At 28.5% G+C, this 23731-nt stretch carries 19 protein-coding genes, 1 pseudogene and 1 riboswitch; of the genes and pseudogenes, 2 read left to right on the top strand and 18 right to left on the bottom strand.

The features are described 5' to 3' along the window. Nucleotides 1-3 precede the first annotated feature (3 nt). The 14 genes from purD to KGF48_RS10500 form a co-directional block, all read right to left on the bottom strand. Nucleotides 4-1254, bottom strand: coding sequence for a phosphoribosylamine--glycine ligase (gene purD / locus KGF48_RS10565; RefSeq protein WP_227827800.1), 1251 nt, complete (start codon nt 1252-1254; stop codon nt 4-6). Nucleotides 1255-1264: 10 nt separating this feature from the next. Continuing rightward, entirely contained in the window at nt 1265-2797 is a 1533-nt protein-coding gene (gene purH, locus KGF48_RS10560; protein ID WP_227839324.1) for a bifunctional phosphoribosylaminoimidazolecarboxamide formyltransferase/IMP cyclohydrolase, read from the bottom strand. Continuing rightward, nucleotides 2790-3383, bottom strand: coding sequence for a phosphoribosylglycinamide formyltransferase (gene purN / locus KGF48_RS10555; RefSeq protein WP_227434636.1), 594 nt, complete (start codon nt 3381-3383; stop codon nt 2790-2792). The genes purH and purN overlap by 8 nt, the downstream gene beginning before the upstream one ends. Further along, nucleotides 3377-4453: a phosphoribosylformylglycinamidine cyclo-ligase gene (purM, locus tag KGF48_RS10550; RefSeq protein WP_227839325.1), complete on the bottom strand. Its 1077-nt coding sequence runs from the start codon at nt 4451-4453 to the stop codon at nt 3377-3379. Before purM ends, purN begins: the two co-directional genes overlap by 7 nt. Beyond that, nucleotides 4447-5814, bottom strand: coding sequence for an amidophosphoribosyltransferase (gene purF, locus KGF48_RS10545; RefSeq protein ID WP_227827803.1), 1368 nt, complete (start codon nt 5812-5814; stop codon nt 4447-4449). The genes purM and purF overlap by 7 nt, the downstream gene beginning before the upstream one ends. Before the next feature lie 11 nt (nt 5815-5825). Next, nucleotides 5826-6524, bottom strand: a complete 699-nt coding sequence (gene purC / locus KGF48_RS10540) for a phosphoribosylaminoimidazolesuccinocarboxamide synthase (RefSeq protein ID WP_227452069.1) — start codon at nt 6522-6524, stop codon at nt 5826-5828. A gap of 5 nt (nt 6525-6529) precedes the next feature. Beyond that, entirely contained in the window at nt 6530-7006 is a 477-nt protein-coding gene (purE, locus tag KGF48_RS10535) for a 5-(carboxyamino)imidazole ribonucleotide mutase (RefSeq protein WP_003425290.1), read from the bottom strand. 471 nt (nt 7007-7477) lie between these two features. After that, entirely contained in the window at nt 7478-8188 is a 711-nt protein-coding gene (locus KGF48_RS10530) for an HAD family hydrolase (protein WP_227839326.1), read from the bottom strand. An 87-nt stretch (nt 8189-8275) separates the two neighbouring features. Then, entirely contained in the window at nt 8276-9541 is a 1266-nt protein-coding gene (locus tag KGF48_RS10525) for a class II D-tagatose-bisphosphate aldolase non-catalytic subunit (RefSeq protein WP_227839327.1), read from the bottom strand. 104 nt (nt 9542-9645) lie between these two features. Further along, a complete protein-coding gene (locus KGF48_RS10520; RefSeq protein WP_227827807.1) occupies nt 9646-9954 on the bottom strand; it encodes a PTS fructose-like transporter subunit IIB in 309 nt (102 codons plus the stop codon). Nucleotides 9955-10049: 95 nt separating this feature from the next. Continuing rightward, nucleotides 10050-11105 carry a PTS fructose transporter subunit EIIC gene (locus KGF48_RS10515; protein ID WP_227868029.1) on the bottom strand — a complete coding sequence of 352 codons (1056 nt, stop codon included), beginning with the start codon at nt 11103-11105 and terminating at the stop codon, nt 10050-10052. Nucleotide 11106: 1 nt separating this feature from the next. Beyond that, nucleotides 11107-11559, bottom strand: coding sequence for a PTS sugar transporter subunit IIA (locus KGF48_RS10510; protein WP_227839328.1), 453 nt, complete (start codon nt 11557-11559; stop codon nt 11107-11109). After that, the gene (locus KGF48_RS10505; protein ID WP_227839329.1) at nt 11556-13586 is read right to left on the bottom strand and encodes a PTS sugar transporter subunit IIA; all 2031 of its coding nucleotides are present in this window, start codon (nt 13584-13586) and stop codon (nt 11556-11558) included. The genes KGF48_RS10510 and KGF48_RS10505 overlap by 4 nt, the downstream gene beginning before the upstream one ends. Before the next feature lie 435 nt (nt 13587-14021). Further along, nucleotides 14022-16265 carry a GGDEF domain-containing protein gene (locus KGF48_RS10500; protein ID WP_227839330.1) on the bottom strand — a complete coding sequence of 748 codons (2244 nt, stop codon included), beginning with the start codon at nt 16263-16265 and terminating at the stop codon, nt 14022-14024. Nucleotides 16266-16847: 582 nt separating this feature from the next. Between KGF48_RS10500 and KGF48_RS10495 the strand changes: the two genes are divergently transcribed. Continuing rightward, nucleotides 16848-17681: a serine aminopeptidase domain-containing protein gene (locus KGF48_RS10495; protein WP_227839800.1), complete on the top strand. Its 834-nt coding sequence runs from the start codon at nt 16848-16850 to the stop codon at nt 17679-17681. A gap of 168 nt (nt 17682-17849) precedes the next feature. Here the strand turns inward: KGF48_RS10495 and KGF48_RS10490 are convergent, their stop codons facing one another. Continuing rightward, on the bottom strand, nt 17850-18749 hold the full coding sequence (locus KGF48_RS10490) for a hypothetical protein (RefSeq protein WP_227868028.1): 900 nt from the start codon (nt 18747-18749) through the stop codon (nt 17850-17852). A gap of 161 nt (nt 18750-18910) precedes the next feature. On the opposite strand from KGF48_RS10490, the gene KGF48_RS10485 reads away from it, so the two are divergent. Then, entirely contained in the window at nt 18911-19390 is a 480-nt protein-coding gene (locus KGF48_RS10485; protein ID WP_227839798.1) for a MarR family transcriptional regulator, read from the top strand. A 192-nt stretch (nt 19391-19582) separates the two neighbouring features. On the opposite strand, the gene guaA is transcribed toward KGF48_RS10485, so the two are convergent. The 3 genes and pseudogenes from guaA to larB form a co-directional block, all read right to left on the bottom strand. Further along, nucleotides 19583-21121, bottom strand: a complete 1539-nt coding sequence (guaA, locus tag KGF48_RS10480; RefSeq protein WP_227434621.1) for a glutamine-hydrolyzing GMP synthase — start codon at nt 21119-21121, stop codon at nt 19583-19585. 223 nt (nt 21122-21344) lie between these two features. Beyond that, a riboswitch (purine riboswitch) is annotated at nt 21345-21446 on the bottom strand. Between the two features lie 59 nt (nt 21447-21505). After that, nucleotides 21506-22638, bottom strand: a pseudogene (gene larC / locus KGF48_RS10475) (nickel pincer cofactor biosynthesis protein LarC). Between the two features lie 140 nt (nt 22639-22778). Continuing rightward, nucleotides 22779-23519, bottom strand: a complete 741-nt coding sequence (larB, locus tag KGF48_RS10470) for a nickel pincer cofactor biosynthesis protein LarB (RefSeq protein WP_227839797.1) — start codon at nt 23517-23519, stop codon at nt 22779-22781. Between the last annotated feature and the right edge of the window lie 212 nt (nt 23520-23731).

The raw sequence follows: 23731 nt of genomic DNA, 5'->3' as shown, positions 1-23731 counted from the left end.
AAATTATCTTCCTATGTCTGTTCTATAGTGCATCCCTTCAAAGTTTACTTTCTTTATATTTTCATAAACTTTTTCTGCTGCATCCTTAACTGTAGTTGATTTTGCAGTTATACCAATTACTCTTCCTCCATTAGTAACTAAATTACCATCAAGCATCTTAGTACCACTGTGGAATACTACTATATCATCATCCAAATTTTCAAGACCAGTTATAACTTTTCCTTTTTCATAACTGTCTGGATACCCTCCTGATGTAAGCATAACACATACAGCTTCATCATCACTATAATTTATTTCTATGTCTTTTAACTTGTTGTCAAGTATAGCTTCCATTATTTCATGTAAATCTGTTTCTAATCTAAATAAAACAGATTGTGTTTCAGGGTCTCCAAATCTTACATTATATTCAAGTACTTTCTCTCCATCATCAGTTATCATAAGACCAACAAATAAAATACCTTTAAAGTTAAGTCCATCTTTTTTGAATCCTTCTAATGTTTTTTCTAGTACTGTTTCTTTTACTTTATTTGCTAATTCTTCTGTATAGATTTCACTAGGTGAAAAAGTTCCCATTCCACCTGTGTTCGGTCCTTGTTCATAATTGTTTACCTTTTTATGGTCTTTTGCACTTGCCATAGGAACTATTGTATCATTGTCTACAAATGCCAAGATGGAAGTTTCTATACCTTTTAAAAATTCTTCAATTACTATTTTATCTCCAGCAGTTCCAAATTTCTTATCTGACATCATTTCTTTTAAAGTTGCTATAGCATCTTCTCTATTTTCAGGTATTACAACACCTTTTCCAGCAGCTAATCCGTCCGCTTTTATTACTACTGGATACCCAAAGCTATCTATTTCTGATATAGCTTCTTCTAAGTTTGTATATTCTTTATATTTTGCAGTAGGTATGTTATGCTTTATCATAAAATCTTTTGAAAAAGCTTTACTTCCTTCAAGTTGAGCACATTTTTTATTAGGTCCAAATACTCTTAAACCTTCTTTTTCAAATTCATCTACTATTCCCATAACTAGTGGTACTTCTGGACCTACTATTGTTAGACCTATGTTGTTATCCTTGGCAAACTTTAAAAGTCCTTCTACATCAGTATCACCTATATTTACACATTCTGCTACATTTGCGATTCCTGCATTACCTGGCGCACAATAAACTTTTTCTACATTTTTTTCATTGCTTAATTTCCAGCATATAGCATGTTCTCTTCCGCCACCGCCTACAACCAATATCTTCATAATATCCTCCTTAGTGTTTGAAGTGTCTTATTCCTGTAAATACCATAACCATATCATACTTATCACAAGCTTCTATTGAATCTTTATCTTTTATAGAGCCACCTGGCTGAACTACTGCTGATATTCCATATTCATGAGCTAATGTTACACAATCATCAAATGGGAAAAATGCATCTGATGCTAAAACAGCTCCTGTAAAATCTTTATCTTTATTGTTTTCAAGAGCATTTTTTAATGCCCAAATTCTTGATGTTTGTCCACAACCTAAAGCTAGAGTTTGACCATTTTTTACTATTGCAATTGCATTTGATTTCATGTTTTTTACTACTCTCATACCAAATTCCATATCTTTAAGTTGTTCATCTGTTGGTTTTGCTTTTGTTACATTTTCGCTTTTTTCTGCTAATATATTATTTCTATCTTGTATCAATAATTTTCCATCTAAGTATTTCATTTCATATGGTTGTAAACTATTTTCTATCTTAGCTAATTTTAAGATTCTTAGATTTTTCTTTTGTTTAAGTATCTCTAATGCTTCTGGTTCAAAATCGTATGCTACTACTATTTCTAAGAATATTTCATTTAATTTCTCTGCTGTAGCTTTGTCTATAGTAGAAGTTATTCCTACTATTCCACCAAAGATTGATACTTTATCTGCTTCATAACATTTTGTATATGCTTCAAAAGCATCTTTTCCTAATCCTACACCACATGAATTAGCATGTTTTATAGCTACTGAAACTACGTCTTCACTATCTTTAAATTCTCTCATAACTTCTAAGCAACCATGTAAATCATTTAAGTTGTTGAAAGAAAGTTCTTTACCACCTAGTTGTTCATAATTTAAGATTGGATTTTTTGCATTTGATTGTGAATATAAGAAACCATTTTGATGTGGATTTTCTCCATATCTTAAAGTTTGTTCTTTTTGGAAAGTTAAATTTAATATGTCAGGATATGTATCTCCTACTTCTCCAGCAAAATAGCTAGATATTAAAGCATCATATCTTCCTGTAGTTGAGAAAGCTTTATATGATAATTTTTTTCTATCTTCTAATGTCATTGTGTCTGTTTTTAATTTTTCTATTATAGAATCATAATCTTTTATATCTACTACTACTATTACATCTTTATAGTTTTTAGCAGCAGAACGTATCATAGATGGTCCACCGATATCTATATTTTCTATCATTTCATCGTGGCTTTTTCCAGCTTTTAAAGTTCCTTCAAAATCGTATAGATTTACAGCTACTAAATCTATTGAATGTATTTTATGTTCATTTACAGTTTCTACATGAGATTCTTTGTCTCTTTTGTAAAGTATTCCACCATGTATATATGGATTTAATGTTTTTACTCTTCCATCCAATATTTCTGGGAAGTTTGTAACATCTTCAACTTGCATTACATTAACTCCATTTTCTTTTAATGTCTTAAAAGTATTTCCTGTAGATATAATTTCATAGTCTAGCTTATTTAATTCTTTAGCAAATTCAACTACACCTGTTTTGTCAGTTACACTTATTAAAGCTCTCTTACTCATTTATAAACACTCTCCTACCTTGAAGTTTTAATTTATTTTCACAAAAAAGACTTAAACTCTCTTCCAAAATCCTATGTTCAACTTCTAACACTCTTTTTGCAAGTGTTTTTGCATCATCATCTTGATTTACCTTAACTACATCTTGCATTATTATTGGTCCAGTGTCAGCACCTTCATCCACAAAATGAACTGTAGCACCAGTTACTTTAGCCCCATAATCTATTACTCCCTGATGGACTCTTTCTCCATAGAATCCAGCTCCGCAAAATGAAGGAATTAATGATGGATGTATGTTTATCATTTTGTTTCTAAACTCATTAACCAGCTTTGGGCTGATTATTTTTAAATAACCAGCCAAAACTACTAAATCTATTTTATTTTCTTTAAGAATTTCTATTATCTTGTCTTCATTAGTTTCACAAATTGCCTTTATGTTATGATTTTTAGCTCTCTCTAAACCATAAGCATCTTGCTTACTTGAGATAACTACTTTAACCTGACCTTTTATCTTTCCAGACTCAGTACCATCTATAACTGCTTGTAAATTTGTTCCTCCACCAGATATTAAAACTCCTATATTTAGCATAATTCTACACCTTCATGACTATCTACTACTTCACCAATTATATATGCTTTATCTTCTAATAATTCACTATACTTTTTATCTACATAAGAAGCATTGTCATTTTCTCTATTATTTATAAAGTTTACAACATCGTTGGCATTTTCTTTATCTACTATTAAAACTAGTCCAATACCCATGTTAAAACTCTTATGAAGTTCTCTCTCATCTACAGCATTAAAACCTTCTATCATTTTGAATATAGGAGGTTTCTCCCAAGATTTTTTATTTATATCTAATCCTAATCCTTTAGGTATAACTCTTGTTATATTTTCTATAAGCCCTCCACCAGTTATGTGAGCTATAGCTTTTATATCATGTTTAGCTAATACATCTAAAGCTAACTTAACATATATTTTAGTTGGTGTTAAAAGTGCTTCCCCAACGGTCATTCCTAGTTCTTCTACATATTGTTCCATCTTATAATCATAAGTTTCTAAGAATATCTTTCTTATGAAAGAAAATCCATTACTGTGTACTCCACTTGAAGATATACCAACTAATACATCTCCTGATTTAACATCATTTCCAGAAACAATCTTTTCTTTGTCTGCTATACCTACAGAGAATCCTGCTAAATCATAATCATCATCTCCATACATTCCAGGCATTTCAGCAGTTTCTCCACCAATTAGTGCACAACCAGACATCTTACAACCATCTGCTATTCCGCCAACTACTTTTTCTATATGCTCAGGAACTAATTTTCCAAGAGCTATATAATCAAGGAAAAATAATGGCTTAGCACCTTGACATATTAAATCATTTACACACATTGCAACTAAATCTATTCCAACAGTATCATGCTTGTCCATCATTTGAGCTATTTTTAACTTAGTCCCAACACCATCTGTAGATGCAAGCAAAACTGGTTCTTTCATTCCTACAAAATCTTTTAAACTGTATAATCCACTAAAGTTTCCTAAATCTCCAACTACATTTCCATCATAAGTTCCTTTAATTTTCCCTTTTATAAGGTCTACTGCTCTATTTCCTTCATCTATATCTACACCTGATTCTTTATATGTTAACATGAAAGTAGTTCCTCCTTATCAATTTTTTTAACTGGGTATTCTCCATCAAAACAAGCTTTACAGAAAGTAGACTTATGTTCTGCTGCATCTAACATTCCTTCTATATCTAGGAATTTTAAACTATCACATCCAATATATTCTCTCATTTCTTCTACGTTGTTACTTGATGCAATTAACTTAGAGCGATTTGGAGTATCTATTCCATAATAACAAGAGTAAGCGACTGGAGGAGATGTTATTCTAAGATGAATTTCTTTTGCTCCTGCTTCTCTTAAAGATTTTACTAACTGTTTAGATGTAGTTCCTCTTACTATTGAATCATCTACTAAAATTATAGATTTTCCTTTTATTACTGTTGAAAGAGGATTTAGTTTTATTTTTACAGCTATTTCTCTTTCCTCTTGTGTAGGTTTTATAAATGTTCTTCCTACATATCTATTTTTAACTAGACCTTCACTTATTTTTAATCCACTAGCATTTGCATAACCAATAGCCCCTGGCCAACCTGAATCAGGAACTGGAACTACTACATCTGCTTTTACATTTTCATCTTGAGCTAATCTTTCCCCACATTTAATTCTGAATTCATATGCATTTACATTATCTATAGTTGCATCATTTCTTGCAAAGTATATGTGTTCAAATATACAACTTTTCTTAACTGGTTTATAATTTTCTGAGTAAAAATATGATTTTAATTCGCCATCTTTAACTACTATTATTTCTCCTGGCTCTACATCTCTTACAACTTCTCCGCCAAGTATGTCTATTGCACAATTTTCTGATGCAAATATATATTCATCACCCTTTTTACCAAGTACAAGAGGTCTAAATCCATGTGGGTCTCTAACTGCAACCAATTCATCTTGACTCATTATTACAAGAGCATATGCACCTTTGATATAGTCCATTGTTACTTTTAAACTTTCTACTATATCACCTTTGTAATATCTTGCAAGTATATATAAAATTACTTCTGTATCTGAATTAGTTTGGAACATATATCCATCTTCTTCTAGCATATCTTTTAAATAATTTGCATTTACTAGATTTCCATTATGAGCTATAGCTAATTGTCTTTTTCTGCAACTTCCAACTAAAGGCTGACAGTTAGAAACATGACTTCCTCCAGCTGTTGAATATCTAACATGTCCAATACCTATATTTCCTTTTAACTTAGATAATTCACTTTCCTTAAAAACATCTCCAACTAATCCCATATCTTTTTTGTACTTAATTTCTCCATCATCTAAAAGAGCTAAACCACAGCTTTCCTGCCCTCTGTGTTGCATAGAATATAAAGAATAATATAGTTCTTTAGTTACATCTTTATTAGAGTAAATCCCTAAAACTCCACACATACATTTGCCTCCTATTTATTATTCATTCTCGAAAGTACTTCCGTATAACCTTCTACAAGGTCTCCAAGGTCTCTTCTAAATCTGTCTTTGTCTAATTTTTCATTTGTGTTTACATCCCAAAGTCTACAAGTGTCTGGTGATACTTCATCTGCCAATATTATGTTTCCTTCTGAATCTTTACCAAATTCTATTTTAAAGTCAACTAACTTTAGGTTTAATTTTAAGAAGAATGCTTTTAGCAATTCATTTATTTTTAGAGTTTCTTCTCTTAAGAATTTTAATTCTTCTCTAGTTGCTAATTTCATTGCCACTGCATAATCGTCATTTAGCATTGGGTCACCATAATCATCATTTTTATAGCTTATTTCAAAGATTGGCTCATCGAAAACTACACCTTCTTCAAGACCAACTCTTTTGCAAATAGAACCAGCAGCAATATTTCTTACTATCACTTCTAATGGTAAAATTTCTACTTTCTTAACTAACATTTCTCTATCTGATAAACTTTTTATAAAGTGTGTATTTATATTATTTTCTTTTAACATTTCAAAGATTATTGTTGATATCTTATTATTTAGTATACCTTTTGAAGATATTTCTGCTTTTTTTTCTCCATTAAATGCTGTTGCATCATCTTTATAATAAACAACATATTCATTTTCATTATCTGTAGAATATACTTGTTTTGCTTTTCCTTCATATAATAACATTTCTGTTACCCCCTTAAATTCTTGTCGTCTTCTAGCACCTTTTGTGCCATTTCTTCTCTATATGATTTCAAATCTTCTTTTAATTTTGGGTATTTTAGAGTCATTATTTGTAATGCCAATAAAGCTGCATTTAAACCTAAATCTATTGTAACTGTTGCAACTGGTATTCCTTTTGGCATTTGAACTATTGATAAAAGTGAGTCTAATCCATCCATAGTTGATGATTTAATAGGCAATCCTATTACTGGAATTAGAGTTTGTGAAGCTATTACACCTGGTAGATGTGCTGCTTTTCCTGCTGCTGCTATTATTACATCTGTATCATCTTCTATTTCTTTTAGGAATATTGAAAGTTGTTCTGGTGTTCTATGAGCAGATAATGCTCTTGCTACAACTTCTATTCCATATTTTTCAAGCAGTTTTATCCCTTCTTCTAATTTTGGATAATCTGATTTTGAACCCATAACTACTGCTACTTTCATTAGACTTCCCCTCTCCGTTTATAAGTTATTTTAAATTTTAAATCATTCGCATTATTATACGAATTATACACCTTAAATTTTATATTAATATACATATATTATCAACTCTTTTTTGAAATTTTTTAAAAAAAATATTCCTTGTATTTTTTTCATTCGCCCCCTTGCGAACTTTATTTACTTTTTTTGATACCTAACAAAATTACTTTTCATTTATTTATTATTTTTTGATAAATAAATATATTTTATATAATTTAGAGTAAACTTACATAATATTTTTTAAATTATAATATTCATAATTCAGTAAGATACTCACTTCTATAAGATATTTACATCAAAATCTATACTAAAAAAGGAAGTTGATTATCATAAATCATCCTCCTTATTCATAGATATACAATTTTATAGTTGTTGACTTACAAAATATCTAGTTTTTAATTTTATTTTACCAATCAATTTATATCTTATTAATAGTTAAATGTCTTTAAATAATTTTTTGTACAATAATGGTATTTCTTGATAATCCAAAATTATAAAGTCAGGTTTATAAACCAACTCCTCTACCCTATGTTCCCTATGATTCATCCAGATACTCTTCCATCCAGCTTTTTTAGAACCTACTACATCATTTTTATAAGAGTCACCTACATAATATGTATTTGCCTTATCTAAATTCATAAATTTCTCAGCCAATCTAAAAATATTAATATCTGGCTTAGAAAAACCAACTTCACTAGAAATAAAAATATTCTCTTCATCAACCCATTTTTCAATATTTAATTGCTTTAATTTCATTCTTTGATGAGAAGATGGTCCATTAGTTATAATTCCAATATTAATATTTTTTTCTTTAGCAAAATTTAAAACTTGCTCCATTTCTGGGATTAGAGTTATTTGTGATTGTTGATATATATACTCATCTTGAAAATTTTGAGCATCTTTTTCTGTAATGGCATTTCCTAATTCTTTAAAAGCTTTCATTATTCTATACACATGCATTTTTTCAATTGGCATCTCTCCACTCTCAGTCAAATGAAATACCTCATCACTATACTTTCTGCTACTTATATATAAATCCTTAACAGAAACATTCTTTATTGAAGAAAACACTTTATCATATGCAATATAAAAAGGTGTTAACTGATTGTATAAAGTATCATCTACATCAAAAATTAAATTAATCAAAATATTAGTCCTCCAAAATTTAATAGTGGTAAATATAATTATAACTATAAATACCTAGTATAACAATACTTACCACTATAAGTCCTATTATTTATTTAAAATTCTAGTAGTTACACCCTTTAGATTATAACATTCTGCATAATCACGTAAAGGACGCTTAATATGGTCTACAACAAATCTTTGACCATCAATGTTATTTTTGCTTAAATTACTATAAAGCACTTCTATCTCTCTTTTAACATCATCATTATTGAATGTATAGTGACCTGCAATATCTAATATCTCATTAGATATTACTTCATCCTTAAATATTTCTTCAGTAGTTAAACTTTTTTGTTCTCCCATTACCCATTTTCTCCAACGTCCACATTCAATAGCATCTACAAGAAGAACATGTCTAATATTTGAAGTTTTTTCAATTAATCCTTCTTCCTTTAGTTTTCTTTCAACTTCTGCTAGCTTTAAGTATGCTCTAGTCTCTTCAGTACCATATTGAGGAGCAACATTTGTCGCAATAATTTGAGATGGTATATGCTCTAATAAAGTCACATCATCCAAATAATCTCCATTATGTTCTTTTAAACCAACTCCATACTTTTTAGCCATTTGAGCTAAATCATAAGCATTCTTAAAATTAAAAGTTCCTACTTGCTCTGTTTTTCTAGTTAGAGTCCCTGTCTGACCAACTATAAATGTTGGCATTGGTAAATCTCTCTTTTCAAGTTCAACTTTTAATCTAGTTATAAATGTTTCATATGTCTCAGTTGAAGTTAATCCTCCATTTGTTTCCTCTGTCCCAACTTCATATCCTATCTCTGGAAAATTAAGTCTTTTTCTTTCTTTTTCGCAATATTCAATTAATTCTACAGTTCGTTCTAAGACTATATCCAATGGAATCACTTTCCCCATTTCAAATGGATCTTTTGTAGGGTCAATCATTAGTAAATCAAAACCTGCCTCAATATCAGCTAAATAAGATTTTTTTCCTAATTCCATAGCTTTGTCAACAGGTAAATGGTCATTTCTTTCTTTATCTCTTTGCCATGGCCCTCCATGGTCTCTGCATAAGTAATATAAACCATCAAATCCAACTTTATCAGCTATTCTCTTAATATCTCTTGTGAAAGTTTCTTGATTCCAACCATTTACATAGCCTCCACCTAGCTCATCTGCATCTACTTGATTTCTACTGGCAATAAACATTAAAGGAAAATCATCATCTTTCGCTAATTCAAAACTCGCTTGTAACAAATTAGGTGACATAGGACCAATCCCTAAAAGTGTTGCACTTTTCCCCTCTTCTTGTAAGTCTAGTAATCGTTGTACGACAGTTTTTATTGGTAATTTTTTCATTACTATATCTCCTTTTATTCTATTTTTTAAGATGTTTTTAAAGATATTTTTAATAAAATCTTCAATAAAAACATCTTTATGTTATATGTAAAATAAATCAAACTTTATTGAAAAGTATCTTTTATTTTCTTAATTAATGCATCAGATTTTTTAATAATGTCAGACACACTCATTCTTACTACTTTCTTTCCTTTAAAACGCTCCATATTTCTAATCTCAACATCATTAGTTAATATCACACAGGCTGCTTCTTCAATTTCCTTAGGTGACAACTCATTATCTATTCCAGAACTTCCTTGAGTTTCAACCTTTATTTCTATTCCAAATTTTTTTGCTGATAATTCAAGTGATTCAGCTGACATGTAAGTATGTGCTACTCCACTAGGGCAAGATGTTACTGCTACAATTTTCATATCTTCATCTCCTTTAAGTTTATAGTTATACTAAGTTTATAGTTATACATGTTTTTTTTAAAATTTTATATAAACTAATTTATTATTTCATATATCTATAATTCTTCGAATATCAATTCAATAGAATCATCTATATCTTCTTCAATTTCTTCATCTTCTTTTACATCTTTCTTTACTAATTTCATCAATATTGCGACAACAACTGCTCCAGTTAGTACAGATGCTATATACCCCAACCTGTTATCAACAACTGGAAGTACTATCAAGCCTCCCCAAGGAGCATGATTTAAACATCCTAATAAAAAAGCCATAATATTTCCAATAATTGAACCAGCCATAATACAAGGAATTACTCTAACAGGGTCCGCTGTTGCAAATGGAATAGCTCCTTCCGTGATTCCAACACATCCCATTAGAAGTGATGCTTTTCCTGAATCTCTTTCTTCTTTACTAAATTTTTTTGGGAATAATAATGTTGCTAACCCTAATCCAATTGGAGGTATACAAATCGCAACGCCAACCCCTCCCATTAAGTATGGAAGTGTATCAACTTGTGTTTGAGCAAAAGTCGCAGCAACTTTATTTATAGGGCCACCCATATCAGAAGCTATCATTCCTCCCAAAATACCCCCTAAAGGAATCTTTGAAACACCAGACATTCCATTTAACCAGTTCGTCATCCATGCCATAAAAGAAGCTATAGGTTCTCCAATTAAAAATACAATTATGCCACCTGTAATCAATGTACCAAGCAAAGGATAAATAAATATGGAACCTAGAGTTCTCACTGTAGGAGCTAATTTTATTTTCTTTAGTTGTAAGACAACAAATCCTGCTATAAATCCTGCTATAATACCACCTATAAAACCAGCATTTACTTCTTTTGCTAAATATGCACCTATCATACCTGGTGCTAGCCCTGGTTTATCTGCCATACTAAATGCTATATATCCACCTAATATTGGGATAAACAAAGCTAGACCTGCAGCACCAATTTGATTTAGTTTAGCTAACCATCCAGTTTCAGGAACAGCAGCTTGTCCACTTAATGTTACTGACAAAGCAAATAATATTCCCCCAGCAACTACAAATGGAATCATATATGATGTTGCTGTCATAAGATGTTTTTGTAAAAACTTTAAAATCCTCATTTTAATCTTCCTCCCCTATCTTTTCTTTTATAAGATTATAAACTGTTTGTTCATCTGACTCTCTAATTTGATTTCTAAAACTCTCATGCATCAATAAACGTGCCAGTTTTGATAAAATCTTTAAATGAAGATTATTTTCATTATCTTTTGTTACTGATATTAAAAATATCAAATCTACTTTTTCACCTTCTTCTGTCCATTCAATAGGAGCATCAAGCTTTCCAATTGTAATACAAGAATCTTTGACCCCTATACTTTGACTATGAGGTAGACCTATACCATGCCCAATATATGTTGATAAAGTTTCCTCTCTTTTTAAAACATCTTCTAAAAATTGATTTTTATCTCTTAAATACCCCTCTTTTGATACTACATCCACTAATGATGTAATAGCTTCTTCTTTTGAATCTGCTTTCATTTTGAATGAGCATTTTACATTGACTAATTTACTCATACAGTGACCTCCTCCTCATATTTATGAATTAAACCTTCTGCTTCTTCTTTTGTCCTTGTACTTTCTAACATACTAATAAAATTAGTCTTATAAACCATTTTAGTTAAATTAATTATTGCTGGAATTTGCTCTTTTTTATCTCTACTTGCTAGACAAAATATAACTTTAACCTTTTTATCACCAAAACTAATTGGCTCTTTACATATTAGTAAACTTATTGAACTCACTTTAACTAATGAACTATCATTCCCATGTAATAAAGCAAACTCTTCATCTTTTACAGCATAAAAACCTACATTTTTCAAAATATCTATAATATTATCAGCATATTGTGTTGATACAAAATCACAATATGCAAGTATATTTGAACTAATTTTAACAGCATCTTCCCACTTCACTTCTTTATCAATTATGCTGATAGTATCAGCCCCTATTAAATCACTTAATTTAAGTTGTCTAGATAATATCCTTTCATCACTATATCCGAGTTCTTGCCATATGATACTCAACACTCTTTTTTGAGCATCTTCTTCTAAGAAATCTAGCCTTTTTTTAATTGATATATAATTAGTCAGGACATTCTTTCTTTTTATTCCTTTTTCTTCAAGTTTTAGATAATCGTTTTCTTGTAAAAATGGATTAATCTCAATAACTACTTTAGGTAAAGTTGCAGCTATCTTTGATGTTGTTATAATGAAATCGATATTTTCCCAGTCCTTATAATCTTGCAATTTATATGCTGGAATACTGTCCAATATATTTATTTGATAATCATTTATTAGAGTATCTTTTAACATAGCAATTACTCCATATCCAAATCCACAAACTAATAATATATTTTTATAATTATTTCTCTCATTTCTTTGTACGCTTCCTAAAAAGTGTATTGCTAAAAGTATTATTTCATTTTCATTTCTTATTTGATTTAACATCCTATTCTTTTGTATAGAAACCTTAGTAGCTTCAAGTACATATTGATATTTATCTGGTATAACATGGAATAGTTCTTCATAGATTTGTATGTTTTGTTTGATTCTTTCTATTAATGGAGCAATATGATTAAGTAAACCTTTATAAAGAATCATATCTTCTTTGAAATCAACACTTAGTATTTCTGACATATTGTAAATTAAATCTTGAACTATTATTTCTGTACTAATCAAATCCATATCTTCATTTAAACTTGCATATTTATTTGTAAAAAACACAAAACTTTTTAACAATAAAATTTGTTCTTTGGTCAATTTCTTTTGAATGATTTGTTCAAATTCTTGGTCAAACTTATTTTCAAAATACGGCTCACTTAATGAAGAAGATTCTAAAGGATGTTTTTCATCTGAATGTATGTACCATGTAAAAAGAAAAATATTTGAAACATACCACGTAAAAGATTCATCGTTTAAAGTCCAATCCATTTGGGAAAGTAAATCTGTTGACCAGTTATATATATCATTCAAAGAAATTCCTTTGAATATTTGTTCAATAATCTTCACTAAATACTGCTCAAACACACTTAAATCAGACTTTTCTTTACCAAATAGGTAAGAATATGATTTTAATATACTTAGTCTTTGTTTATATATAGTGTTTTCATCTCCACTTATTTTGAAAGTCTTATCATATGTGATAGTTATTTTGTTTCTTTCTAATTCATTTGATAAAACATTAAGGTCGTTTTTAATTGAACTTCTAGAAACCTGGAATTCTTTGCTCAACTTTTCTAAATTTAGCTTATCTATTTTAAACATTGATATAATTTTCATAATAGATACTCTCTCAGTTAAAGAAAACACATAGTCATTATTATCTATATATACTACTTGGAAATCTTTAGGAATAATTAATATACCTTTATTTATCTTTTGTATTAATGGTTTCTTTAGTGACTGTAAAACAATATTTAAATTATTTATGTCATATCTAACTTTTCTTTCTTCTATACTTAGTTGTTGGCTAATCTCCCTATAACTTGTCTTCTCTTTTTCCTTTAGAAAATTCATAATGAGTAACATTCTTCCACTTATCATATTTTCCCTCCTTTCAAAATAATTAGAGTTATCAATACTGCAAATTTTATGTTATTCTGTATATTTTAGTTTTTTTATGTCTAAAAATAGTAACTATCTTTCTATATTCAGAATAATACAATAAAGCTTTAACTACAACTTACAATATTTGAAAATTGTTTTTACAAAATCTGTAGACATATTTTTATCAAAAAATATAATATTTATATTTAAAACTTTATACCATCTACTGATTACAATACATTTTAATATTACATAGTATTTTCAACGCTTTATTCATAACTACTATATATCTATAACTATATGGGCAATAGTTAAATAGTTAAAGATTTTACTTAAAAGTAAAACTATATCTGAATATTTAATCATACAAGTAAAAAAGGCAAGCTATATATTTAAATTATATAACTTGCCTAAATATTTTATTTTAGAACTCTAATCATTAGATATTTTCAAATTTTTTATTTTATTATCATTATATGTGAATTCTTCAAACTCAGATATTGATAATGGCTTTGAGAAAACATAACCCTGAACATAATCACATCCAATACTTCTTAAGAAATGTACTTGTTCAACTTCTTCAATACCTTCAGCAATTACTTTCATGCCAAGCCTTCTACTAAGTTCAATAACAGATTCTACAACAATTTTACCACGTTCTATATCATTTTTATTCACAAAAAATGAACGATCTAATTTAATTATCTCAACTTTAAAATCCTTTAATATTCCTAATGATGAATATCCAAATCCAAAATCATCTATAGAACATTTAAAACCTTTACTATGAATATCATCTATTACATCAATAGCTTCTGGGCTTTCTAAAAAAATAGATTCAGTAAGTTCTAAGTCTATTAACCATGTAGGCACATTATATTTATTACATATCATCTCATATTTTTCTAAGAATAATTTATCCTTTAAATGTTGCCTTGATACATTAACAGAAATTCTTAATAACTCTTTACATTCTTTTATCCATTTAGAAATCAATTTACATGTTTCTTCAAGCACATACAAGTCTAATTCACATATAAATCCGTTTTTTTCAAAAAGAGGAACAAAATCACTTGGATAAATCATTCCTTTTTCTACACTATTCCAACGAACAAGAGACTCCGCGCCTCTAATTTTTCCAGTTTTTATATCAACCTTTGGTTGTAAGCATATAAAAAATTCTTTATCTGCAAGAGCCTTTTCCATTAAATTTGATAATTCCTTTTCAAATATCAATCTATTTTTTTCTATATCGCTATAAAAATTAAAATCACTTTTATGAGTTTTATTAAAACTTTTTCTTGCTGTATTTACATGGTCTTGTATTGTTATTAAATCTTCATTATGATTTTCAATAGTGTAAATACCTACTGATATTCTTAAAAAGTATGGGTTTTCTTTGTCTTTATTAAAATAATTAATCTCATTTTCTATTTTATACAATAATTCTAAAACTTCTAATACTGGTCGATTCTTTATAAATAGATAGAATAAGTCTGCATCATGACGACATACAAACTCTTCATCATTAACAATATTCTTTTCCAATACATTATAAATATATTTAAGTGCATTATTTCCTTTTTCACTACCAAAGCAGTCATTTATTAGCTTAAAATCTTTTATGTTTATTGCTATCATCATATAAGTACTATCAGGTGACTTAGAAATTAAAGGTTTTATTAACATACTAAATTTTGTTGAATTAATACCATTTGTTATATTATCTAAATAAGCAATATCTTCAATTTGTTTTATATATTTTCTTCTAATAGTATATAAAAGCCATGTTATAATTCCAATAATAAAAATAATCATAAAGGTCATTATTATTGTAAAAATGTTTAATTTATTCAATTCACCTAAGACAGCTTCCTCAGGCACTATAAGAACAAAATACCAATCATTTAAATCTTTTGTTACTGGATGATAAGTTAGCAAACACTTTACATTTTTTGATGAAGTTATTGTAATTTCTCCTGATTCTTCACTCTTAAAGTCATCCATCATTTTGGGAACCCAATGCTCATTTATAGCACCTCTATATTTATGACTAATATCCTTTATCAACTCACTATTTTTACCTATAAAGAGAGGTTTCCCCTTAGTATTAACAATTTCAATAGTTCCTTCTCCATTAAAACTGTCAATACTAAGAATATTATTCACACTTTCTTTTTGAGAAACACCTACTAAAATACTAGATACCTCATGTTTATCATCAAATATAGGTACACTGTAGAGTACAACATCTAGTGACTCTATAAGTTCTGTATATTCTTTACCTTCTATTCCCTTTTTATATGAAACAGTATTCTCTAAGTCCAATTTTTTTCCACTTAAAAACTCTGCTTCACCTTTTAAATCAATTATCCCAATATCAGAATATTCATAACTAGTTTTTCTTTTTGCTAAGTAATCATATCGACTATCGCCTTCATATTGTTTAATAAAATCTGCCATTAGTCTTAAATCAGACAAAATAAACTCAATTTGATTGTCAACATTTGCTACAATTTGTGTAGATACATCGTTTAAATAGTTTTTAGTTTGCTTATTAGATATGTTGTACAGTTTTACAGTAGTAAAAACAGTAATTACAAGAATTGAAATAATAAGTGCACATAAAATTATAGACAAAACCATATTGTTTTTTTCGTACCTTGATAATTTCATTTTTTGTCCTCCAAATTATAAGTCCATTTTTAGTATAAATACTAACTCTACAAATTTTATTACTAAAAATCTATCCACACTATATTATAATATTCTATTTACCAATATTCAACAAAACTCCTTTATATTCCAATAATAATTCACGGATAATCTCTTTATTCATTTTATTTATGTAATATTTTCTATTATATTATTGTAGAATATTGTTTAAAAATAAAATTCATAATATAAATTTATATTTCTATTTATTCAATACTAACAAATTCTATATCCTTAATATCAACGATAGTAAAACAATAGCTTATCATAATGTACAGAGACTATTCTTTACTCTACTACCTTTGTAAAAATATCAAGATTTTAATCTAAAATTAAAAGGTAGTTTTTAATTATCCTGAAAATAAATTTTATTATATGAATTTCACTATATAAATTTCATTCTAATATACTGCTTTATTATTAATATTATAATACAACTAAAAAATAAATGACTTTAATATGTAACTGTGATAAAATATGACCAATAAATAATTTATAATTTGATTATTCTAATATTTTACATATGAAAGAGAGGAAAAGTAAGTGAGTTGGCAACATATAAAAATACCAAACGGAAATACAGTGATTTTTTGTAATTCATTCATTAGTGGAAAATCATCTATGAATATTATTGTTACACATACTCCTATTGTGACTACGCTTGATTTACAGTTAGCATACGAACCTCTTTCCCAATATGATGTAAATGTCTTTGCCTTTGATTTTTCAGGAACAGGTAAAAGCGGTGGTAATGAGAAAGATTTTTCACGTAATTCAATTGTAAAAGACTTAGACTCTGTCATTGCGTATATAGAAAAGAATTATTCTTCCAACATACATCTATACGGAAATGCAGGTATTGGTGGCATGTTTGCACAGTATTATGCATGTACAAGCAATAAGTTAAAAAGTTTTGCCCAGTTTGCCTGTGTTGATTATAAAAATACGTCAGGAGTAGGTTATCCTTATCCCACTGTTAAATTATTAAACTTTTTCCTCAAACTCCTTCCTAATTTTCATATAACAGTAAAACCACCTAAATATGAAGGTTATAATGAAGCCCATGATAATGCGTTTTACAAAATGATTGAGCAAGACAATCCTAATATTTGGAAAAATAGCACAAAGGTAATGAATACAATGTTAGAATGTTTTGTCGCACAAGATAGTGTAATAAAAAATGGAGTTAATATTCCAACACTTGTTTTTAAAACGCTTCATGATAGATATTTCAAACCTAAGTATTTTGATAGCTATTATAATTCGTTGAGCTGTAAAAAAAAGCTTGTTGAAATTGATGATGTTCATAATAGCTACTATTTAAATAGTGAAAAGTTTTGTCAGACAGTATATGAGTGGTTTATAGAAAATCAATAGAATACAACAAAAATACTAAACATAAAATTCAAGTTTAATGATTAATATATAATAAAATAAACTGAGTAAGGGGTATATGTCATTACGACATATACCTTTTAAAATGCATATGATAAAAACAATTTACCATGATATATTCTACTTGTTTTGAGCTTGCATCCTGTGAAACTAAAAATTATTATTTGACAGAATCACTGTAATTCTTTTTTTATTTAACTTATCAAAATAGATAGAGATTATCGCAAGTGTCACAAAAATAGCAACTTTCGTAACCAATTCAGGAATTGGAATATAAATGCCTGCTCGTAGCTGTACAAGAGTTTGTATTGGAAGCATTACCCCAATAACTTTTAATGTTACTAATATCATTCTATATAAAACTAATGAAATATAGCTTTTCTTTTTTATTAATAGATAAATAATAATAAAAACCAAAGGGCTAATAATTCCCATATCAAGCACATAAGTAATTTCTGTAGTATACATTTCTATTCTCTCAAGTGTACTACTTGTAAATAATGAATGTAATACATCTGGTAACCATGCAATAATATTTGAAGTACCTGCTAATATCAAAAACATGTATTCTACCTTTCTTAAATGGAAAGAACAGTTATAGCAAAGTGATATTCCATAAATATCCATCAGTAAAGTAAATAGAGTGAAAAATGAAATTGAAGTTAACAAAATATATACTAGTTGTAACTGATTATGTGCAACACCAAACGAAATACTAAAAGCATAATACAAAACGATACCTAGAATTGTGAGAAAATTTGTTTTTTGTTCTACTGTATCTATATCACGAAATATGTATGAACCAATAACTGGAACAACAATTAAAAACATTACTAAGTCTGAACCTATCAATATAGGCGCCTTGAAATATGAGTCATATTGATAGATACCTGTACCATACATCTCAATAACTTGCCCATATAGGTTTATTGCCTCATATTTATTATCTATAGAAAATGAAAATATTCCACAAACTGTAATGATTAGCAATAGTATGAATATAATGGTTGCTGAAATATTTAGCCAGGTCATTTGTTTTTTCCTTATCATTTGATTTCCTCCCTAAGGTAAAGTATTTAAAGATTCTGAGTGTTGTTAGTTAAGGCAACTGAAAAATACCTTGTGTAAATTATAGTAATAAGTTACTATTTACACTATAGCAACTTATTACTATAATGTAAATAGTAGATTTCACATGAAAGGAGTATCTTATGCAAATTAAAAATATGATTAAAAATTTTAGTGGTGAAAGAAATAATGAAGTTCGAGGTATTTTTGCAAGCATATTTATTTTACAAAACCGATTACAAACTATTTTTGATAAAGCAGATGAACATCTTACTTTAAAACAATTTATGCTTCTTACAATGGTAAAGCATGCTGATGAAAAAACTACTTTTACTTATCTTGGAAAACTCTTAGGGTCTTCACGTCAAAATATAAAAAAACTAGCTGTTTCTCTTGAAAACAAAGGGTTTATAGCTATTGAGCATGAACCCAATAATAAAAGAAATACTTCTATTGTATTAACAAAAAAAGCAGATGAATATTCACAAAAAGTACAGGAACTTCATACTGAGAAATTAAACAATATATTTCAGGATTATTCAAATGAAGAAATCAGTCTGTTTTATCAAATGATTACAAAACTATATACAGGAGTTGAAAGAGAAGAAAAACATTATGAGTAAAATAATTATTTATAGCACAAAGTCTAGCTCAATTAAGATATATTATGACTTTGAATTTTACACATTCCATTGAAAACATAAATATAACCCAAAAGAATATTTACACAGCACGATATGTATAAAAACACATAAAAAATGGACAGAAAAAGAGCTAGAAATGCCCTATTTAAAGGTCTTCTAGCTCAATATTAATTATTCCCACTCGATAGTTCCAGGTGGTTTAGAAGTAATATCATAAACTACTCTATTTACTCCATCAACTTCATTGATTATTCTATTAGAAATTTTCTCTAAAACATCATAAGGCATCTTATACCAGTCAGAAGTCATTCCATCAGAAGAAGTAACTGCTCTTAAGCCAACTAAATAAGCATATGTTCTTTCATCTCCCATAACTCCAACAGTCTTAACATCTGGTAATGTTGCAAAAGCTTGCCATATTTCTCTATATAAACCAGCTTTTCTAAGCTCGTCCATATAGACAGCATCTGCTTCTCTTAATATATCACATTTTTCTTTAGTTACATCACCTATAACTCTTATTCCAAGACCTGGCCCTGGGAAAGGATGTCTAAATATTAATCCTTCTTCTATACCAAGCTCTAATCCTATTTTTCTAACTTCATCCTTAAATAGTTCTCTTAATGGCTCAACTATTTCTTGGAAATCTACATCTTCAGGAATTCCACCAACATTATGGTGAGATTTTATAGTAGCAGCACCATTTCCATGTCCACTTTCTATAACATCTGGATAAATTGTTCCTTGAACTAAGAAATCCATTTTTCCTAATTTATTTGATTCTTCTTCAAATACTCTTATAAATTCTTCACCAATTATCTTTCTCTTAGCTTCTGGCTCAGAAATTCCTTTTAATTTAGATAAGAATCTATCTTCTGCATTAACTCTTATTAAATTTATATCGAATTTCTCTCTGAATATTCTTTCTACATCGTCTCCTTCATTTTTTCTAAGCAAACCATGGTCAACAAATATACAAGTCAAGTTATCCCCAATTGCTCTATGAATAAGAACTGCGGCAACAGAAGAGTCAACGCCTCCACTTAAAGCACATAAAGCTTTTTTGTCGCCTATTTTTTCTTTTAATTCTTTTATTTTATCTTCTATAAATGAATCTGTAGTCCAGTCACCTTTTACTTCACATACATTGTATAAGAAATTTTTAAGTATCTTATCCCCTTCTAAACAATGTTCTACTTCTGGATGGAATTGAACTCCATATAGTTTTTGTTCTACATTTTCCATAGCCGCTACTGGACAATCTTTAGTGTTTGCAACTATAGTAAATCCTTCTGGAGCCTTTTCTATTAAATCAGTATGACTCATCCAAACACTATTTGTAGTAATCCCTTCAAATAATGATGATTTTCCATAAGTTATAGATGTTTTTCCATATTCTTTTTCTTGTTTGTTGCCTTTTCTTACAACTCCACCTAATACATGAGACATTATTTGAACTCCATAACATATACCAAGTATTGGTACTCCTAGTTCAAATATTTCTTTTGATATTGTTGGAGAATCTTCTAAGTATGCACTATTTGGCCCACCTGTAAATATTATCCCTTTAGGATTTTTTGCTTTTATTCTTTCTATGCTTGCAGTACATGGAAGTATTTCACAATATACGTTGTTTTCTCTAACTCTTCTAGCTATTAACTGATTATATTGACCTCCAAAATCTATTACAAGTACTAATTCATGTTTCATAAATTTACATCTCTCCTTGTATAATATAGTTTTTATATATATTTATTTTAACACAATACAGTCTAAATTATATTAAATCTTTTTACACAAAAAACCTGTATAGTAACTTCCATAATTTCTAACAAAAGTGAAATTACTATACAGGCTTCCAAAATGGCCCTTATCTTATAGCCAACATATAGGGAGTATAACTCAGCCTACACATTTACTTAACTAGGTCTTTTGGTATAATAATTTCACTCATAGTCAAGATATTTACGGTATCTTGGTAGAGACTCTCAGACCATATCTCTGAGCATATACGAGTGAGTTTATATTTTATATATTTTTTTCTGTTTACTTTTATTTATTAAGGCTGAGTATTAATTTATCAAAATTTATTACTTATGTCAATAAGTTTTCACTAAATTCTTCTTTTATTCTAAAATTTATATCAGCAAACACTTTTTTTATAGGAATATCTTCATTTTTTGCTATAGTTTTACATTCATTATATTCTGGAGTAGCTTTAACTAGTTTATCTTTGTAATACCCTAGTTTTACTGTAACTAATCCATATTCTGTATCTAATTTTACAAACTTTCTATCTAAAATTTCTCTGTTGTACGCATTATATCGTACTCCAAAAGTGCTAGTTTCTAAAAGCAATATTTCAATAAATTTTTCTAAATCTACTTTATTACATAAAATCGATATTTTCGTTGCAGGTCTATTCTTTTTCATATAAATGCTTTCTGTATAAATATCTAACGCTTTCTCGTCTAATATTTTTTCATACAAATAAGAATATACTTCCGAAGACATATCATCGATATTTGCACTAATTTCATAAATTAATTCTTCTTTTTTTTTTCGCCTAATACTGTTCTTAGCATATTAGGTACTTCAAATTTCTTATGACCTATTCCATATCCAATTTGTATTGGAGAAAACTCAAAATCCTCTGTAAACTCATCACACAGAACTTTTATTATTGCAGCTCCTGTTGGAGTTGTACATTCTCCTCTTACATTATTTAATTTAATTGGTACACCTCTTAATATTTCCATAGTTGCAGGTGCAGGTACAGGCATGACTCCATGGTCACATTTTACAAATCCCGAGCCAACAGACACTGTACTAGAATAAATCTTATCTATACAAAGTAAATCAACTAATATAGATGCTCCTACGATATCTACAATTGAATCTATAGCCCCTACCTCATGGAAGTGTATCTTATCTATCGTAGTTCCATGAACCTTTGCTTCTGCTTCTCCAATTACCATAAATATTTTTTTAGCATTAGATTTTACATTTTCATTTAAATCACTTTCATCTATAATTTCAAATATATCCACTAAATTCCTGTGAATATGTGTTTCTTTCGTAATTACTTTTACTGTTGTACCTGATATTCCACTTTCATTTTTTGAGCTTATATTTATATTAAATTCATCGCTCATTTTTAGTTTATGAATTTCATCCAAAAAAATTTCCTTAGGTACACCTAAATTTAATAAGCTTGCAAGGGTCATATCCCCTGATATACCACTTACTATATCAAAATAAAGTATTTTTTCACTCATATATTTCTCCTCAGTTTTAATAATGAAAAATCTAATAAACATTAGATTAATATCGTATAATTTATGTCTAATTTATATCAATATATTTATTATAATTTGTTTATCATAGCTGCCAAATATCCTGCTCCAAAACCATTATCAATATTTACAACAGATATTCCAGACGCACAACTATTTAACATAGCCAATAATGCTGCTAATCCTCCAAAATTGGCTCCATATCCGACAGATGTTGGGACAGCTATTACTGGAACATCAACTAGACCTCCAATTACACTTGCAAGTGCACCTTCCATTCCTGCAACAGCTACTACTACCCTGGCACTATCTATTTTATGTCTCTTATTTAAAAGTCTATGTATACCAGCCACTCCAACATCATATATTCTATCAACATCATTACCTAAAAATTTAGCTGTATAATATGCTTCATCTGCTACTGGTATATCAGAAGTTCCTCCTGTTGCAATTACAATTTTGCCTTTTCCAATATTCTCTATAACATGATTTTGAATTTTAAGAATTTTAGATAATTCCTCATATTCAGCATGACTATAAATTTCTTTAACTTTTAAAAATGTTTCTTTTCTACATCTTGTCCCCAATATATTAGAACCTTTTTGATTCATTTTATCAATAATTCCTAAAATATGTTCATCACTTTTACCTTCACAATAAATTACTTCTGGATATCCATTTCTTAATTCTCTATGATGGTCTATATTTGCATATCCAAGGTCTTCATAGGGTAAATCTTTTAATTGTTCTAATGCAACATCTATATCAATGTTTTCATTTTTAACCTGTTCAAGCAATTTTCTTAAATCCATATTATCGCATCCTTTTAAACTTTGATTTATTCTCTACCAACAATTATACCTTAATTAATATATATCTAACATCATAACCTAAAAAATAACAATACCACTTCAAAGATATTATTATAGTCTAGATACTAATTATCCAAATATATATATTAAAGTTGTAAATACATAAAAAATTAGATACATACAAAAGAACTATTTCAACTTAGATATTAAAA

Source organism: Clostridioides sp. ZZV15-6388, from assembly GCF_020657755.1.
Taxonomy (GTDB): Bacteria; Bacillota; Clostridia; order Peptostreptococcales; family Peptostreptococcaceae; genus Clostridioides.
This window is presented reverse-complemented; position numbering and strand designations above follow the sequence as displayed.

What these genes read in the sequence shown, in the direction of transcription:
- purD (WP_227827800.1), bottom strand. Translation starts at nt 1,254, where the DNA reads ATGAAGATATTGGTTGTAGGCGGTGGCGGAAGAGAACATGCTATATGC.
- purH (WP_227839324.1), bottom strand. Translation starts at nt 2,797, where the DNA reads ATGAGTAAGAGAGCTTTAATAAGTGTAACTGACAAAACAGGTGTAGTT.
- purN (WP_227434636.1), bottom strand. Translation starts at nt 3,383, where the DNA reads ATGCTAAATATAGGAGTTTTAATATCTGGTGGAGGAACAAATTTACAA.
- purM (WP_227839325.1), bottom strand. Translation starts at nt 4,453, where the DNA reads ATGTTAACATATAAAGAATCAGGTGTAGATATAGATGAAGGAAATAGA.
- purF (WP_227827803.1), bottom strand. Translation starts at nt 5,814, where the DNA reads ATGTGTGGAGTTTTAGGGATTTACTCTAATAAAGATGTAACTAAAGAA.
- purC (WP_227452069.1), bottom strand. Translation starts at nt 6,524, where the DNA reads ATGTTATTATATGAAGGAAAAGCAAAACAAGTATATTCTACAGATAAT.
- purE (WP_003425290.1), bottom strand. Translation starts at nt 7,006, where the DNA reads ATGAAAGTAGCAGTAGTTATGGGTTCAAAATCAGATTATCCAAAATTA.
- KGF48_RS10525 (WP_227839327.1), bottom strand. Translation starts at nt 9,541, where the DNA reads ATGAAAAAATTACCAATAAAAACTGTCGTACAACGATTACTAGACTTA.
- KGF48_RS10520 (WP_227827807.1), bottom strand. Translation starts at nt 9,954, where the DNA reads ATGAAAATTGTAGCAGTAACATCTTGCCCTAGTGGAGTAGCACATACT.
- KGF48_RS10515 (WP_227868029.1), bottom strand. Translation starts at nt 11,105, where the DNA reads ATGAGGATTTTAAAGTTTTTACAAAAACATCTTATGACAGCAACATCA.
- KGF48_RS10510 (WP_227839328.1), bottom strand. Translation starts at nt 11,559, where the DNA reads ATGAGTAAATTAGTCAATGTAAAATGCTCATTCAAAATGAAAGCAGAT.
- KGF48_RS10505 (WP_227839329.1), bottom strand. Translation starts at nt 13,586, where the DNA reads ATGATAAGTGGAAGAATGTTACTCATTATGAATTTTCTAAAGGAAAAA.
- KGF48_RS10500 (WP_227839330.1), bottom strand. Translation starts at nt 16,265, where the DNA reads ATGAAATTATCAAGGTACGAAAAAAACAATATGGTTTTGTCTATAATT.
- KGF48_RS10490 (WP_227868028.1), bottom strand. Translation starts at nt 18,749, where the DNA reads ATGATAAGGAAAAAACAAATGACCTGGCTAAATATTTCAGCAACCATT.
- KGF48_RS10485 (WP_227839798.1), top strand. Translation starts at nt 18,911, where the DNA reads ATGCAAATTAAAAATATGATTAAAAATTTTAGTGGTGAAAGAAATAAT.
- guaA (WP_227434621.1), bottom strand. Translation starts at nt 21,121, where the DNA reads ATGAAACATGAATTAGTACTTGTAATAGATTTTGGAGGTCAATATAAT.
- larB (WP_227839797.1), bottom strand. Translation starts at nt 23,519, where the DNA reads ATGGATTTAAGAAAATTGCTTGAACAGGTTAAAAATGAAAACATTGAT.